Origin of the sequence: Paraburkholderia sp. (genome assembly GCF_036488795.1) — a bacterium.
Taxonomy (GTDB): Bacteria; Pseudomonadota; Gammaproteobacteria; order Burkholderiales; family Burkholderiaceae; genus Paraburkholderia.
Map to the genome: position 1 here is coordinate 1 of NZ_DASXHA010000101.1, position 16,212 is coordinate 16,212.

At 64.1% G+C, this 16,212-nt stretch carries 9 protein-coding genes and 1 pseudogene; 4 read left to right on the top strand and 6 right to left on the bottom strand.

Features of this window, described 5'->3' with window-relative positions; genetic code table 11:
- Nucleotides 1-708 (top strand): annotated as a pseudogene (gene acnA, locus VGH41_RS13505) (aconitate hydratase); the annotation flags it as partial.
- A gap of 107 nt (nucleotides 709-815) precedes the next feature.
- On the opposite strand, the gene VGH41_RS13510 reads toward acnA, so the two are convergent.
- The 6 genes from VGH41_RS13510 to VGH41_RS13535 form a co-directional block, all read right to left on the bottom strand.
- Nucleotides 816-1,862, bottom strand: a complete 1,047-nt coding sequence (locus tag VGH41_RS13510; RefSeq protein WP_331597952.1) for a hypothetical protein — start codon at nucleotides 1,860-1,862, stop codon at nucleotides 816-818.
- A complete protein-coding gene (locus tag VGH41_RS13515) occupies nucleotides 1,859-2,992 on the bottom strand; it encodes an Hpt domain-containing protein (protein WP_331597953.1) in 1,134 nt (377 codons plus the stop codon). Before VGH41_RS13515 ends, VGH41_RS13510 begins: the two co-directional genes overlap by 4 nt.
- Before the next feature lie 12 nt (nucleotides 2,993-3,004).
- A complete protein-coding gene (locus tag VGH41_RS13520; protein ID WP_331597954.1) occupies nucleotides 3,005-3,640 on the bottom strand; it encodes a response regulator transcription factor in 636 nt (211 codons plus the stop codon).
- 28 nt (nucleotides 3,641-3,668) lie between these two features.
- On the bottom strand, nucleotides 3,669-4,739 hold the full coding sequence (locus VGH41_RS13525) for an OmpA family protein (RefSeq protein WP_331597955.1): 1,071 nt from the start codon (nucleotides 4,737-4,739) through the stop codon (nucleotides 3,669-3,671).
- A 176-nt stretch (nucleotides 4,740-4,915) separates the two neighbouring features.
- Nucleotides 4,916-8,722: a DUF748 domain-containing protein gene (locus tag VGH41_RS13530; RefSeq protein WP_331597956.1), complete on the bottom strand. Its 3,807-nt coding sequence runs from the start codon at nucleotides 8,720-8,722 to the stop codon at nucleotides 4,916-4,918.
- 287 nt (nucleotides 8,723-9,009) lie between these two features.
- Nucleotides 9,010-10,428: a DUF1254 domain-containing protein gene (locus VGH41_RS13535; RefSeq protein ID WP_331597957.1), complete on the bottom strand. Its 1,419-nt coding sequence runs from the start codon at nucleotides 10,426-10,428 to the stop codon at nucleotides 9,010-9,012.
- Between the two features lie 247 nt (nucleotides 10,429-10,675).
- Between VGH41_RS13535 and VGH41_RS13540 the strand changes: the two genes are divergently transcribed.
- The 3 genes from VGH41_RS13540 to VGH41_RS13550 all read left to right on the top strand — a co-directional run bounded on the left by VGH41_RS13540 (nucleotide 10,676) and on the right by VGH41_RS13550 (nucleotide 16,192).
- The gene (locus VGH41_RS13540; protein WP_331597958.1) at nucleotides 10,676-11,317 is read left to right on the top strand and encodes an FMN-binding negative transcriptional regulator; all 642 of its coding nucleotides are present in this window, start codon (nucleotides 10,676-10,678) and stop codon (nucleotides 11,315-11,317) included.
- 136 nt (nucleotides 11,318-11,453) lie between these two features.
- A complete protein-coding gene (locus VGH41_RS13545) occupies nucleotides 11,454-14,066 on the top strand; it encodes a heavy metal translocating P-type ATPase (RefSeq protein ID WP_331597959.1) in 2,613 nt (870 codons plus the stop codon).
- A 149-nt stretch (nucleotides 14,067-14,215) separates the two neighbouring features.
- Nucleotides 14,216-16,192: a methyl-accepting chemotaxis protein gene (locus tag VGH41_RS13550; protein ID WP_331597960.1), complete on the top strand. Its 1,977-nt coding sequence runs from the start codon at nucleotides 14,216-14,218 to the stop codon at nucleotides 16,190-16,192.
- The last annotated feature ends 20 nt before the right edge of the window (nucleotides 16,193-16,212 follow it).

The following is a 16,212-nucleotide window of genomic DNA, read 5'->3' on the forward strand; positions in this document are numbered from 1 at the left end:
CTGGGCATCTTCGGTGACTCGGTCACGACCGACCACATCAGCCCGGCAGGCTCGATCAAGGAAGACTCGCCGGCAGGCAAGTGGCTGAAGGCAAACGGCGTGCAGAAGGCCGACTTCAACAGCTACGGCTCGCGCCGCGGCAACCACGACGTAATGATGCGCGGCACGTTCGCCAACGTGCGGATCAAGAACCTGATGATCCCGGCAAAGGCAGACGGCACGCGTGTGGAAGGCGGCCTGACGATTCATCAGCCGAGCGGCGAACAAGAGTCGATCTACGACGCAGCGATGAAGTACATCGACGCCGGCACGCCGACCGTGGTGTTCGCGGGTGAAGAATACGGCACGGGTTCGTCGCGTGACTGGGCAGCCAAGGGTACGCAGCTGCTGGGCGTGAAGGCTGTGGTTGCTCGCAGCTTCGAACGGATCCACCGTTCGAACCTGGTCGGTATGGGCGTGCTGCCGCTGCAGTTCAAGGGCTCGGATAGCGTGCAATCGCTGGGTATTACCGGCGAAGAAACGTACGACATCGAAGGCCTCGGCGCTGACTTCAAGCCGCAACAGGAAGTGACGCTGGTGATTCGCGGTAAGGACGGCAAGGAAAAGCGTGTTGCCGTGCTGCTGCGCATTGATACGCCGATTGAAGTCGATTACTACAAGCACGGCGGGATTCTGCCGTTCGTGTTGCGTTCGCTGCTCGCTGCTTAAGGTTAAGGTGTGATGCGTTAAGCAGACGCGAAAGCGGTTTTGCAGGCGCTGCGTCCTCGTGGAGGACGCAGCCGACTTTGGAAGCCCGACCCTGGTCGGGCTTTTTTTTATTGCGCGCCACGGTTGACGTGGAAGGCTGCGGGATCGTCCGTGATGCGACGCTGCGTCATGTGATCGTTCCACGTGTTGTCGCCTGGGACTGGAACGGCTGCGCGTACCGTCGGAGCCGGGCGTGCATGCTGTTGCTGCGCGGACCAGTTCAGCCACGGTGCGCCGTCGTTCGCAGCGTCGTCATGCGAGCGCGATGCCGTGGCCGTCCACTCTGGCTGCATCGAAGGAGCAGCACGTGTTCCCGGTTGGGTCGCGCGGTTCAAAGCGACGCGCCCGTCGATGTGAGCCTCCGACAAGCGCGCCATGTGGGCCCGTTTGGCGGGTTTCCCGGCCGGGACGGCCGTACTGTCTGCGCGTGCGGCGAGCCGTACGGTCTGCCGTGACGTGACTTGTGTGGCTCGTGTTGCGGCGACTGGCGGTGCTGGCGTAGCCTCTGCCAGCAAAGGCTGCACGGCCCGTTGCGGCGTCTTCGGAGAAATTGCGCCGCGCGATGCGGGCGCGAGCTGGGCAACCTCAGCCTTTGACGGCGCGTCAGCACTCACTGGAGGTGCGGACGCCACGCTTGCGAGCGCAGCAATTGAGGAAGCCCGGGGCTTCCCGGCGTCAAGCTTGGCCTTCCCGCCCGCAACCGCCGAAGTGGCCGACGCGATGGTCGTCTTCTCCGCGTCCTTCATGGAACAGGTGACCAACAGCCAGGTCAGCGCAATCGTACAGCCCGTAAAGATAGCGCCAGCCAGAATGTGATCCGAGCGCGACGAACGCGGACGAACCTTGCCCATCTCCAGATAGCGTTTCGCTTCAGCCATTGCCGCATCGAAACCGTAGTTATGCACACGCTGCGGGGGCGCCTTATAGAACAGCACATGCTTGACGCCCGGCGGGAAGCGCCTGGCGCGCGCCGGGTCGGCGATCTCGCTGACCGCGCGATGCACCGCTTCACGCAACCCACGGTGACGCGAGCCGAACGGCGGCGGCAAGCCGTCAAACGGGCGCGGCAGTGGAATCGTCAGGTCGCCCTCGATTAGCGCAAGCGGTCGAGTCATTGCAAGTTGCTCCGTGGTGGGTCGATCGCGCTGTCGAGATGCCTTTTGAGGGATTCAACGCGCTGCGCGAGCGCGTGAACGACGTCCGCGTCAGGTTCTGATTTGGCGGCGCTCGTGCTTCGCAGCGCCTCCATCAAGCTACGCGCACCGACCAGTCCCACGGCGCCACTCAACCTGTGTAACGATTCGCGCACGCCGTCGACGTCGTGCCGTTCGCATAACTCATGCATTCGCTTGAGGTCGTCGTCGATTGATTGGTACCAGCCACGCATGAACGCGTGAAGCTCGATCCCTTCGTCCGCTAGTGCCGCAAGGTAGTTTCGGTCGAACTGTTCGCGTAGCGGCTCCGCGGAGCTTGCTTCGAGGGGTGCAGTGCCTGCTTGCGCAGGAGATGTCTGATCGTCGCGTTGAGCTGGTTCCATAGGAGGTTCCATAGGAGGTTCCATGGGCATTTCCAGGGGCGTTTGCGTGCGCTCAACGGCAAACGGAGTACTGAACGTCCTGCACGTCCCAAAGCCAGGCTCGCTGCTAACCGCAAGTTCGCCACCCATGCGATGCGCCAGTCGTTGGCAGAGTGCGAAAGCGGAGTCTTTGCCATCACCTGATACGTCTACTGGTTCGGATGTGACAAACGGCCAGGGAACCTTCTCAACGGCTCGCTTGAGCGTGAAGCGCGCGCGACACCAGCCGCTGAATGAGATGACTGTCAAAGCGACAAGCGTGAACGACACCGCTAGCCAGGCGCACCAAGTTGCTGCGGCATGATCCACACCTGACACGATCCCGTCTCGCACGAGACCTCTTTCGCCCACGGACGCGACATCGAAGCCGCCGGCTCCGCCAGCGCTTGCGCGATCAGCTACTTCGTTGCGCCCGGTGCCGGCGACGACTGCATCATGCACGGCCAGCACCGCGATCGGGCCGGCATGATCCATGCCTTGGGAGCGCGCCGCCGCATCGATTGACGGCGTGGCGTCAGCGTGTGACGACAGACTGCACAGCAAGGCGAATGCGAGAAGGATGCCGAAGCCGATAACGTAGGGGATGCAGGCGCCAGATGCTGATTGACCGAGGGCACGCACCCGACGATGCGCGTACGCCAAAACACCGGACAGTCTGATGATTTCCATACCAGACGCCACTCAGTCGATCAGCTTTTGCAGCGACGCAAATTCGATCAGCGCGGCGAGCGAAGACAAGCCCAGCTTTTCCTGGATGCGACTCTTGTACGTGCTCACGGTCTTGTCACTCATAAATAGCGCGTCACCAATTGCCTTGTTCGACATTCCTTTGGAGAGCATTTGCAGAATCATCAATTCCTTATCCGACAGTTGCTTGAGTTTGTCTTCCTCGTCGTTGGCACCTGAGGACGCCTCCATACCCGCGCCGCCGGTGGCCATCGGAAAAACGGTGTAGCCCGCCAGCACGGCCTCGACGCCGCGCATGATTTCCTTCATCTCCTGTGATTTGCCGACGAAGCCCTGTGCGCCCGCGCGCATCGCGCGCGGCGCGAAGGTGGCGGGACTCTGGCCGGATAGAACCAGCACGCGAATGGGCCCATGCGCCAGTTTCAGCCGTGGGATGACGTCGAGTCCGTTGATGCGCGGTATGTCGAGATCGACAATAGCGAGATCTGGCAACTGCTGCCGGGCTGTTTCCACCGCCGCCTGTCCGTTCTCGGCCTCGATGACATCAGTGACGCCCAGCAGTTGCAACAGATGAGTTTTGATCACCAGGCGAAACGCAGGGTGATCGTCGACCACCAGAATAGTAGCCATTGAGTGGTTATCCTAATTAGCTTCAGGGTCAATCGGCATCGCGCACGAAATCGATCTCGACACGGCGGTTCGGCGCAAGGCACTTCACGAGTTCCTCGCGCTTCGTTTGCGTGCATTGCGTCACCGGATTCGCTTTACCTCGACCCGACACGCTAATGGGCAAGGTGACGCCGCGTTTGATGAGATAGGCTCGCACGGTCATCGCGCGCTGCAGAGAAAGTTTCTGGTTGTATGCGTCGCTGCCGAGGCGATCCGTGTAACCGTTGATGTTCAACCGGCTGATATTTTTCACCTTGTGCAGTCCGGCGACTGCCTCGTCGAGCGTGGCCTGGCTTGCCGGCAGCAAAGCGGCGACGTCGCCGCCGTTGAACCGGAACGACGAGTCGGCTCGAAGCGTAATTTTCTGCTCTACGGCATGTGCAGGGGCTGATGTCGACATCTCTGCGGGTGGGCTCGGCTGCGCGCATTGCAACGCCGCTTCTGCCGACTTGCGCAAGTTGTCCTGAATGGCGGGAAGCGCCTTCTCGGCGGCCGGGAAATTGCGCGTCCATGCCTGGTGTCCGGCATGAATCAGTTCGACTTCGGCGCAGGCGAGCGGCTGCTGCGCGGCCAGACACCGGGCGGTAGCCGGATCGCTCTTGATGACGTTGATGATCCTCCATAAGTCGGACCGCACTGTGGATACCGTGCGCAATTCCGGGTTGATCGCGGAGAGCGGCGTGTTGTTTTCCAGCCCGAAGGTAAGCATGGCGGCCTGGCCGGTTGCTTCTTCAACGAATCCCCACTGGTCATGCGCACGCGATTCAGCCTGACCCGCATCAATCCAGCATTGCGCCTTGGCGTGAAAGTAACTGTTCTTGTCACCGGGCAATGTGTCGAGCCGCTGTTGCAAGGCGGAAAGTGCTTCACCGCTATTCGTGATTGGCGCATACGTGCTCAGCCATTGCGATGTGACCGCGCCGGCAGCCGTATCCTGGCTGGCGCCGACTCCCGTTTTCATCACGGTCGAGTCTTCGATGCCAAGCCGCTCACGTGCGGCATGGCTCGCGCAACCTGTCAAAACCAGCGCGCACGCCACCATTGTTAGCTGAAATCTCATTGCTTCCCCGCGCCAAAACGCATTGATTTTGTAAGAGGGCCTCAGTATGAAGAGGCGTCTCTATGCGCGGAATGGGAAGATTCCTAGAGTGGGTTGGGACGAATGGCGGAGCCGCAGTGAAGTTGATGAACAATGGCCCGCAGGGCGGGGGATGCCGCGCATTGCGCAGCATCCCGTCACTTCAAGCCAAAATCCACCCGCGTGGTGGCGCCCTTATCCTTTATGCCTTGCGCATCCAGCTTCGGCGCGACCAGAAACACCCGGCTACTGTCGATCTTCCCCTCGAAGTACTGCTGCACGCTCTGCGCGCGTTGCTGCGCGAGATCACGCAGGCTGGCGTCGTTGATCGGGGCGTTTTCGGCCAGCGCGCTCTTCATGTCGTCGTCAGGCAGCGTCTTCGTCAGGCCCACGAAGTTGCGCGGCTTTTTGAAGTCCGCATCCTTGTACACCTTGGTCAGATACTTGTCGTACTCCTTTGGATCGACTGTCACCGTCGAAGGATCGATGCTCTCGCCATTGCCGACCAGCCCCTTGATCGTCTCCTCTTTCACCAGCGTGTCGACATACGCGGTGCGCAAGGCGGGCGTGTCGACCGCCGGATCGACGCGGCCGATCAGATCGATCCGAATCGACGACTTGTCCGACAGCGCCTTGACGATCGTATCGAGCTTCTTGTCCGCCGCATCCGTGAGTTTCGCCGAGCCCGGGTCGAATTCGACGTAACCCAGTTCCTCGCCCCCTCCGCCGAACGCATTGGCCAGCAAGGAGAACGGTGCGGTCACGGCCCTTTCCAGCAGATTGAGCACCGCGTGCCAGATCAGGCCACCAATACTGAATTCCGGATTGGACAGCGACCCCGACACCGGAATGTTCACGTCAATCTCGCCTTTCGAATTCTTCAGGAGCGAGATCGCGAAGCGCACCGGTAATTTGGTCGCCGTGTTGTTGTCGACGTGATCGCCGAAGGTCAGCTGGTCGATGAACAGGTGGTTGTTCGCACTCAACTGATCGTTATCCAGCTTGTAGTGCAGGTCGACGTTGAGCTTGCCCTTCGTGATCGGATAGCCGGCGTACTTCGCCGAGTACGGCGTGAGGTTGGTCAGCTCGATATCGTGCGCGCTCGCGGTCAGATCGAGCGCCGGTTTGGCGATCAGCGGATTGATTGAGCCGCGGATCGACAGCGGCCCGTTCGCCGCCAGCTTGGCCGCCACATCCACCGGCGCGGACGTGGTCGATTGCGTGCCGAACGCGCCGATCGTCCCCTGGATGGCGACCAGATTCGCCGTGAAGTTCGGCTTGATGAAGTTGTCGGTATACGTCACGCGGCCCTGCTGCAACACCAGTTGACCGAAGTGCAGCTTGACCGGACTCGAAGGCGCCGCAGCGGCCCGTGTCACCGCAGCAGATCGGGTCGAAGCCGAGGCCGCGACCGGTGCCGAGGCCGCCCCGGGCGTGGAGGCCTCGGCAAGCGGCGCGGCGGCCGGCGCCGAGGCCGGCACCACCGCTGCGGCGCCCGGCGTCAACGGCACCGGCTCCGTGGCGCTCTTGCTGCGCGTGAGAGACTGCTTCGAGCCGCCTTCGGACCCGACCACGTCGGTGAGATTCAGTTTGCCCTGCGGATCCAGCAGCACGCGGCCGTAGAAGTTCGAGAACGTCACGCGGCCGGCGTCGACATCCGTGCCGTGCTCGTCATAGGTCGCCTTCAGGTTCGTCAATGCAAGCGAACCCCAGCCCGCAAACGAGTCGGAGGTGACCTTGTCGAGCATGCGCACGTCGACGAGCGCCGCGTTGCCACGATACGAGGCCTTCATCGCCTTCGATGCCTGCGACACCGCCAGGTCGCCGTCCATATTCAGCAGCGCGCTGGCAATCGTCGCGTTGAGCTTGTTGCCGAAGTACGGTTCGAACGCTGCCGCATCGAGCCGTTTCGCGTCCACTTTCAGCGTCGCTTTGAGCGGCGTGGCCGTGATATCGCCCTTGACGCCAAGCGTGCCCTTGCGATTGAGCGTCGCTTCAAGGTCAATGGGCAGCGGCTTGCTCAGATCGTCGCTGATCTGCTGTACCTTGAGCTGCAGCGGCGTAATGTTGAGCTTGACGGGATGCGGCGTGGTGTTGTCAGTGAAGTTCGCGGTCGCGTCCTTCAGAGTGAATTCGCCAATCCGGTAGTGCCACGCTGGCCCTTCTTCCTGTGCCTTTTTCGCGGCATGGATCGCCGTGCGCTGGTGGGCTTCCTCGTGGGGACCGGCAAGCGCGGCTAGGTCGATGCTGCCGTCCTTCAGGCGTTGCGCGTTGATGACGAGACCCGTGGCATCAACGCCCGTAATGTCCGCGGTGCGGGCCGACACGTCCACCTGCTTGACGTTCACCTGTCCCTGCGCGAGCGCCACCACCGGCTCCTTGTTGCCGCGCGTCGCCACTTTGAGCGACTCCAGATTGAGCTGGCTTTCGCCGACCTGGATTGCCGGCGGGGATTTGGCCCAGTTCGCGCTGACGTTCGTCGTCGCGGAGAGCGCGCCGTCGGTCACCTGCGCGGCGGTCATGCTGTCGAGATAGGGCTGGAGCGCCGGCAAGGACAAGCTCTTGAGATCGATCTTCGAGTCCGCGCTCTTTGCCACGAGGCCCAGCGAACCCGCCGCATCGAGCGAGCCGGGGCTGTCCTTGAACGCCGTGCTGACCGTGTAGCGCGCGGGCGCCTGCCCCAGCGTCGAAAAATCCGCCAGCGATACGGCAAGCTTGTTCAAGCCTAGCGCGACCGGCCGTGCTACCGCGTTGTCCTGGATATTGATCGTGCCGTCGTTGAGCGCGAAACGTTTGATCACCAGATCGAGCGGCGGCGCGGCCGTGGCAGGGGCACCCCCCGCCGATGCGGCCGCGGGCGCGCTGGCCGCTGCTTGCGCCGCGCTCGCCGACGCGGGCGCGGATGCGAACGTATGCTCGACGCTCAGCACGCCGTCCTTGTCGCGCGCCAGATTGACGGTGGGTGTGTCGATGCGGATATCGTCGAAGTGATACAGGCTCTTCAACGGTTCGAGCGTCGCCGCGGCCACGTGCAGGGCGTGTGCCGCGAAGAACGGCTGCTTGTCCTGGTCGAGCACGTCGACGTCGTTCAGATCGACGGTGCCCGCCACGCGCAGCGACGGCGCGTCGCCGGACATCACGAAGTTGAGCTTCAGATCCGTGGAGAGCTTGCCCGACTGCACCGTCACCGGCAGCTTCGACGGTGCGTACGACACGATGCGCGGGACATCGAGCCCTTCAAAACGCAGCGACACTTCCGACTCGCGCGACGCGGCAAACGGTTTGGTCTTGCCGTCGATCGCAAGCGGGCTGCCGTCGATGCGCGCGCGCAGCAGCGGCTCGACGAAGATATCGGTCTTCGATGGCAGGGTGGCGATAAACGGAATGCCGAGCTTCCATTGGTCGATCACATGCTTTACGCCGAGCAGGCGGTCGTCGAATGTGACCTGGCCGTTTTCGAGCCGGATGTTCGACACCGAAAAGAGCGTCGGCTTGCTGTTCGGCGTGGACGGCTGCTTCGCGAACTTCTCGATCAGGTCGGTGAAGTTGAAGCGCTGTGCATCGTAACGAATGATGTTAAAGCGCGGCGAGTCGACCTGCACTTCATCCACGATGGGCGCGCCGCGGAACAGCGAACTCCACGACGGCTGCAGAATCAGCCGCGAAATATCGATGAAATCGCCCTGGCCGCCGCGCTCGCCAATATGAACGCGATCCGCTTCGAGTCTGAGCGTATAGGGGTTCAGAGCAATGCGGCCAATGCTGGCCGGCCGGTCGAGCTGTTTGCTGAGTTGCTGCTCGGCGATGTGGCGTATCAGCGGCGGCGCGGCAAAAAAGCCCAGTAGCCCAAACAGCACGAGAAAGATCAACAGGCCAATAAGAATGCGCCGCGTGCGCCGCGCCTGCGCGACGCCGCGCACAGCCTGGAGTGAAGATGCCAGCGTTGCTTTATTGAGGCTTGCCATGCTCGGTCATGGGTGATGCGGCGGCAAGCCCGCCGCGATAACTGAAGTCCTGCCTCGGGCAAGTATATGTCCTGAAGCTGGCGCGGGATAGAAATGTAAGCGCCTGGCAAACAATCATCCGCGAAACGAGATCTGGATTTGAACAGCGTGAGATGACACGCGTGAGCGTTGCGGCGTTCGTGACGCCTGGTGAAACACGGCGCAGAGAGGTTACAGGTTTGGTAACAATCGCCGCGCCGGGGTCTTGCTCGCGTGTGCGCCGCGCTTGCCCGGCGCACACGCGTTCATCACTGACGCGCCACTTCCGGCGGTTGCCAGGTGCCGTCGGTGGCTTGCGGCTTCGGCGCGTAAAGACGCAGCACGAGTTGCAGATCGGTGCGCGGCGCCGGCAGCCAGTTGGCCGCCCGCGCACGGGTCGACGAGACCGTCACGTCGAGCGAGCCGTCACGGTTGCGATGCACGCCGTTGCGGTCGCCCACGGCGAGCCGCGCCGGCGCGCTCTCACCGAGTGCGCCGTCCTTTGTGTAGGCGGTGATCGACCAGAAGCCGCGCACCGGCGGCAACTGATTCGGCGCGAAATGGATCACATAGCGGTTTGCGCCGTTCAGCGGATGGCCCTCGCTGTCCTGTGTCACTGTGGCGCGCACTTCGTCATCCTTCGTGCCGATGCCCGGCTGTGCGAAGGCGGCGTAGGCCCGCAGCGTGTAGTCGGGGCCATAGTTGCCCACGTCGTCGCCGAACCAGTTCCAGCCGTTGACGCTCAGGAGATTGGACGGCGGCGTGGCGACCCGGTCGCGGCCGTCGGCGAGGCCCGCGACGATCGCGGAACCGGCATCCGACGGCAGTTTGACCGGCGCGCCTGGCTTCACGCCGAGGTCAGCGAGAAACTTCAACGCGTGCGGATCGTCCGGCACCGGCGGGTTGTCTTGCAGCGCCTGCGCGAGCCGGTTGAAGAAGCTGCTTGCATCGAGCGCGGCGACCTGGGCCGCCGGTGTGCCCGCGGTGGTCGGCGACGCGCTTGACGGCATGGCAGGTGCGGGGGCGGCTGCAGAGCCGCCGCCGGTATATGCGCTCAACGGCACGAGACGGATGCCGCGTTGCAACTTGCGCACCGCCGTCAGATCGCGGCCGCCGCTTGTCTGGACGCGCACGCTGACCCATGCATTGCGGGTCGGCACGTCGACGCGTTTGACGTTTTTCGGCAGGTCGCCTTGCCAGCCGGGACCGACAAAGGCAATCGTTTGCTCCTTGATACCGGTCACACGCGGGCCGGTCTGGGTGCGGCTACTCGACCACACCACGTTGGTCCACATGTCGAGCGCGCGGGCGTCCACATAGCGGCCATGCGAATCCGGCAAAACGAGGATCAGCGGTTCGGCGCCCAGATCGAGCCAGCCGGACGAATCCAGCGTGTCCAGACTCGGCGTGGGCGGATTAGCCGAGCCGACCGGCGGCAATGCCTGCGCATTGCGCAGCGTATTGATGGGTGCCTGTCCTGGATCGGTGCCGACGGCGGCGTCGCGCGCCACGCTCATCAGCACGAGCGGGTAGCCGAACACATAGGAATCGCCAACCTCGTCCTTGATCCAGCCCGTGGGCTTCGGCGCAATGATGGGCGCCGCGGCACAGCCGGCGAGGAATGCAAGGCCTGCGAGCGACGCGCAGGTCCAATGAAGCGAAAACGGTTCACGGCGAGTTTTTATCATTCGTTCGATTGGCAGAACGTGCGGTCCAGGGAGAAACGCAGGTGTGAGCCAGCTTCGTCCACGTGGCCCCCAAGCCCACCGCGAACACGCCGCGTATCCCACATCCCGACAACAACGGGTTGTATCGTATCCTTGACAGCAGGCAAGCGCAAAGACACAAAAGCACCTTTCGCGAACTTGCAATATTGCAACAATTGCACGAGTAGCCTCTCTTGCATGACGCGCAACACTCGCACCGGAGCACTTTATGTACGTCCCCGCCCATTTCGAAGAGAACCGGCCCGAGGTTCTCCATCAACTGATCGCCGACGAACCGTTTGCCGCGCTGGTCACGCATGGGCCTCACGGTCTCGACGCGAACCATCTGCCGTTTGAGTTCGACGCCACGCGCGGCCAGCACGGCACGTTACGCGCGCATGTGGCTCGCGCCAACCCGGTCTGGCAGGAAGTGGCCGCGCATCCGGACGCGCTGGTGATCTTCCAGGGGCCGGCCGCGTATATCTCGCCAAACTGGTATCCGAGCAAGCACGAGGCGCATCGTCAGGTGCCCACCTACAACTACATGGTGGTGCACGCGCACGGCCGGATCGTCGTGCACGACGACGAAGCCTTCTTGCGCGGCCTCGTCGCGCGGCTCACACGCAAGATGGAAGCAGGCGAGCCGCGACCGTGGAAGATGGGCGACGCGCCCGCGGACTATCTGACGCAGATGCTGGGGGCGATCGTCGGCATCGAAATCGAGGTCACGCGCCTCGTCGGCAAGTGGAAGCTGGGGCAGAACAAGGCGGCCGGCGATCGCCGCGGCGCGGCAGAAGCGCTGCAGGCGCGCAGCAGCGACGCACAGCAGGCCGTCGCCGAAGCCATGTTCAAGGCACCGCCGGCGTTCTGAGCGCGGCCGGCGCGGCAGAAACCCCGCCGCGCCGGCTACGTCGTCATTTCGTCTTTTTCGCGCTTGACCTTCCTATCATGGGAAGGTCAATACTGGACTCATGATGCGACCTGATGCCGCCACGAGTCCTACCGCCATGACCGATCTCTCCACTCCAGAACGCGCCGCGCAGACCGGCGCGGCCAGCGCCGAACTCGAAATCGGCGGGATGACCTGCGCCTCGTGCGCGATGCGCGTCGAGAAAGCGCTCGCCAAAGTGCCGGGCGTCACGCGCGCGTCGGTGAACCTCGCCACGGAAAAGGCCAGCGTCGATGCCGGGTCGAACGTCGATATCGACACGCTGGTCAATGCCGTGCGCAAGGCGGGCTACGAAGCCGCGCCCGTCGCGCGCGCCCACCCGGCGCCGCAGCAGGCCGCCGAACTCGCGATTGGCGGCATGACGTGCGCATCCTGCGCGGCGCGGGTCGAGAAGGCGCTCGCCAGGGTGCCGGGCGTGGCCGGCGTGTCCGTCAATCTCGCGACCGAGAAGGCGACCGTCAACCTGACGGACGCGGCTCCCGGCATCGACGCGCTGGTCGCGGCGGTCACCAGGGCCGGCTATCAGGCGACGCCGGTGATTGAAGAAGCGCTCCCGGCCGGGCCGTCCGACGCGGATCGCGCCCATAGCCGGACCCAGCGCGAGCTGGCCGCCGTGGTGATTTGCGCGTTGCTGACGCTGCCGCTCGTCGTGCCTATGGTCGGCGCATGGTTCGGCGGCGCGTCCGGCATGGGCCTGATGTTGCCGCCGTGGCTCCAGTGCGGCCTGGCGACGCTCGTGCAGTTCGCGTTCGGCGCACGCTTTTATCGCGCAGCCTATCGGGCCGTGCGCGCCGGCGCGGGCAATATGGATCTGCTGGTTGCGCTGGGCACATCGGCCGCTTACGGCATCAGCGTGTACGAGCTGCTCGCTCATCCGGGTGAGCCCATGCATCTGTATTTCGAGGCGTCCGCAGTCGTGATTACGCTGGTGCGCTTCGGCAAATGGCTGGAGGCGCGCGCCAAGCGCCAGACCACGGACGCGATCCGCGCGCTCAATGCATTGCGACCCGAGCGCGCGCGGATTCGCGTCGGCAGCGAGGAGCACGAACTGCCGCTCGCGCAAGTGCGCGTCGGCATGATCGTCGCCGTGCGGCCCGGCGAGCGGATTCCGGTGGACGGCGTGGTACTCGAAGGACGCACGCACATCGACGAATCGCTGATCACCGGCGAAAGCCTGCCCGTGCCGAAGCAGTCGGACGATCCGGTCACGGCCGGCTCGATCAACGGCGAAGGCGCAATTACCGTCACCACGACCGCGCTCGGCGCGGAGACCACCTTGGCGCGCATCATCCGTCTGGTCGAATCGGCCCAGGCTGAGAAGGCGCCGATCCAGCGGCTCGTCGACCGGGTCAGCGAGATTTTCGTGCCGGCAATCCTGCTGATCGCCGCGCTCACGCTGGGCGGCTGGATGATCGCCGGCGCGAGCTGGGAAATCGCGATCCTCAATGCAGTCGCCGTGCTGGTGATTGCCTGCCCGTGCGCGCTCGGTTTGGCAACCCCCGCGGCGATCATGGCGGGCACCGGCGTCGCCGCGCGCCATGGCGTGCTGATCAAGGATGCGGAAGCGCTCGAAATTGCGCATCGTGTCAATCTGGTGGCATTCGACAAGACCGGCACGCTGACGGTGGGGCAGCCGTCGGTCACGGCCTTTGAGGCGATAGGGGGCGACCGGATGGAGGCATTGGCGCTGGCGGCGGCTGTGCAACGGCACAGCGATCATCCGCTGGCGCGGGCGGTACTAAAGGCCTACGAGGCCGCGCGTGCCGAAGGCGCTGGAGCGGCGGCTTTCGGCCTAAACGATGGCGCCGCCGTGGAGCAGGTCAGCGCATCCGCAGCAGGCGATGTGGCCGTAGCCTCCTTGAAAGCCAGGCTGGGAAGCACTCCGTTTGAGGCCGCCTCCAAGGCCCGGGCCGTACCCGGACGCGGCGTCGAGGCGCAAGTCGATAGCCGGACGCTGGCTATCGGCAGCACCCGCTGGCGGACCGAACTGGGCATCGAGTTGCCAGCGGAACTCGCCGCCCGCGCGCAGCAGCTCGAACGCGCCGGCAACACCGTCTCCTGGCTGATGCACCGCGATGCCACGAAGTCTGTTGCGCTCGCGCTGATCGCGTTCGGCGACACCATCAAACCGACCGCCCGCGCCGCAATCGAACGTCTCCGGCAAATGGGGATCAAGAGCGTGCTGGTGACCGGCGACAACCACGGCAGCGCGGCGAGCGTGGCGGCGGAGCTCGGCATTGAGGAATTCCACGCGCACGTTTTGCCGGAAGACAAGGCCCGCGTGATCCGCGATCTGAAGATCAGCAGCGCCGGCATCGTGGCAATGGCCGGTGACGGCATCAACGACGCGCCTGCCCTGGCCGCCGCCGATCTCGGCATCGCGATGGCCACCGGCACCGACGTCGCCATGCACGCGGCCGGCATCACGCTGATGCGCGGCGACCCCGCGCTCGTCGCGGCTGCCATCGACATCTCGCGCCGCACCTGGCGCAAGATCCAGCAGAACCTGTTCTGGGCGTTTGTCTACAACCTGATCGGCATTCCGCTCGCTGCTTTCGGTCTGCTAAATCCGATGCTGGCCGGCGCGGCGATGGCGTTTTCGAGCGTCAGCGTGGTCACCAACGCGCTGCTGTTGCGGACATGGCGTGGAGGACGCAGCGAGGCGCATTGAAAGTGGCGGGTACGAAGCGTCTGCAAGAACCCTCCCCGCGCTCGCGTCGAACCTCAAGAATCCTGTGGGTTTGCCGTAAAAGAAGCTATAGCGCAATCCGCAGCGCAGCGCGGCTTGCGTGGCTCCTTCATCCCTACTCGCAAAATCCCATGGAATTCTTCTCGTTGCGCCGCGCAAGCGTTGGTGCCAGGCTCGCCATGCTGTCGTGCGTGCTGGTCGCGTTGATGTTTGCCGCCTTCACGTGGGCTCTCACCCGCTCGGCCGGTACGCAGATCAGCGATGAGGTGCTCGCGCGCATCGCCGAAAAAGACCGCTCGATTGCCGCGATGATCACGCTGTTCGACGAGGCGCTTTCCGCCGAAGTCGGCCGCTCCATGACGCTCTTCAGCAGCCTGCTGCCCACCGGCTACACGCTGGACGAAACCCAGAAGGTGGATGTCGAAGGGGTTGCTACACCCACTCTCAAGGCCGGCGACAAAGTCCTCAACATGGACTTTTCGATCCCCGACGAATTCCTGCACAGCAGCGGCGCGATCGCTACCGTATTCGCGCGCACCGGTGACGATTTCGTGCGGGTCACCACTTCGCTCAAGAAACAGGACGGCACACGCGCTATCGGCACGCTGCTCGACCGCAAGGGACCGGCCTACGCGCCGATTCTCGCGGGCCAGCCATTCACCGGCCTCGCCTCGCTGTTCGGCAAGCGCTATATCACCCAATACCGGCCCCTCATGGATGCGAGCGGGCGCGTGATCGGCGCGCTGTTTGTCGGCGTCGACGTGGATCGCGAAATCCAGTCAGTCGAGGATGGCATCAAGCAGCTGAAGATCGGCGCTAGCGGCTATTACTTCGTCCTCGACGCATCCAATGGTCCGGAGCGCGGCAAATTCGTGGTTCATCCGGCCACGGCCGGTCAGTCCGCTGACGACGCAAACGCCCCGTACAAGCAGATGCTCGATGCGCAGCAAGGCCGGCTCGAATACAGCTCGGCGGACGCCACGCTCGGCGAGACCGCCTCGCGCGACAAATACGTGTCGTTCGTCACGGTGCCGCAATGGCATTGGCTGGTGGGCGGCGTTGCGCCGCGCGACGAGGTGATGGCCGAGGTCACGCGCACCCGCAACCGCTTCCTCGTGATCGGCATCGTGCTGGTGGCCGGCTTCGCCGCGCTGTTCCTGATTGCGGTGCGTCGCCTCGTGAGCCGCCCGCTCGATGAAGCCGCAAAGGCTTCCGAGCGTCTCGCTTCGGGCGACCTGAGCGTGCGGCTCGCCGACCGCGAGCATCAACGCGCCGATGAGATCGGCCGCCTGATGCAGGCCATCGACGGCATCGGCGAAGGGCTCACGCGCATCGTCACTCAAGTGCGTAACGCGTCGTCGGACATGACGCAAGACACCGCGAAGATCGCCACCGGCAGCGGCGAAATCGCCGCGCGCATCGCCACCCAGGCGAGCAGTCTGGAAGAAACCGCTGCGAGCATGGAACAGATCACGTCCACCGTGCAGCAGAACGCCGATCATGCGGCGCAGGCCAACCAGCTCGTCACGAGCGCCTCCGAAGCGGCCATGGAAGGCGGCCGCGCCGTCGAACGCGTGGTCTCAACGATGGGCGACATCAGCCGCTCGTCGCAGAAGATCTCCGACATCACCAGCGTGATCGAAGGGATCGCGTTTCAGACCAACATCCTCGCGCTGAACGCGGCCGTCGAAGCGGCGCGCGCCGGCGAGCACGGCCGCGGTTTCGCCGTGGTGGCCGCCGAAGTACGCGCGCTCGCACAGCGCAGCGCGGCGTCGGTGAAGGAAATCGAAGCGCTGATCGGCGAATCGACGGCGCGCGTCGAGAGCGGCTTCAAGATTGCCGAACAGGCCAGCACGACGATGAACGGTATCGTCGAGCGGGTGGGCCAGGTGCAGGCGATCATGGCCGAAATCAGCGTCGCCTCACGTGAACAGTCAGGCGGTATCGAACAGGTCAACCTGGCCGTTACGCAGATCGGCGAGGCGACCCAGCAGAATGCCACCATTGTCGGCGACGCCGAACACGCGGCGGCCGAACTGCGCGATCATGCTGAACGCCTCGCGCAAGTGGTCAGCGTGTTCAAGCTGGATGCGAGCAGGCGCGACTGATCGAAAACGGCGGCGGGCGC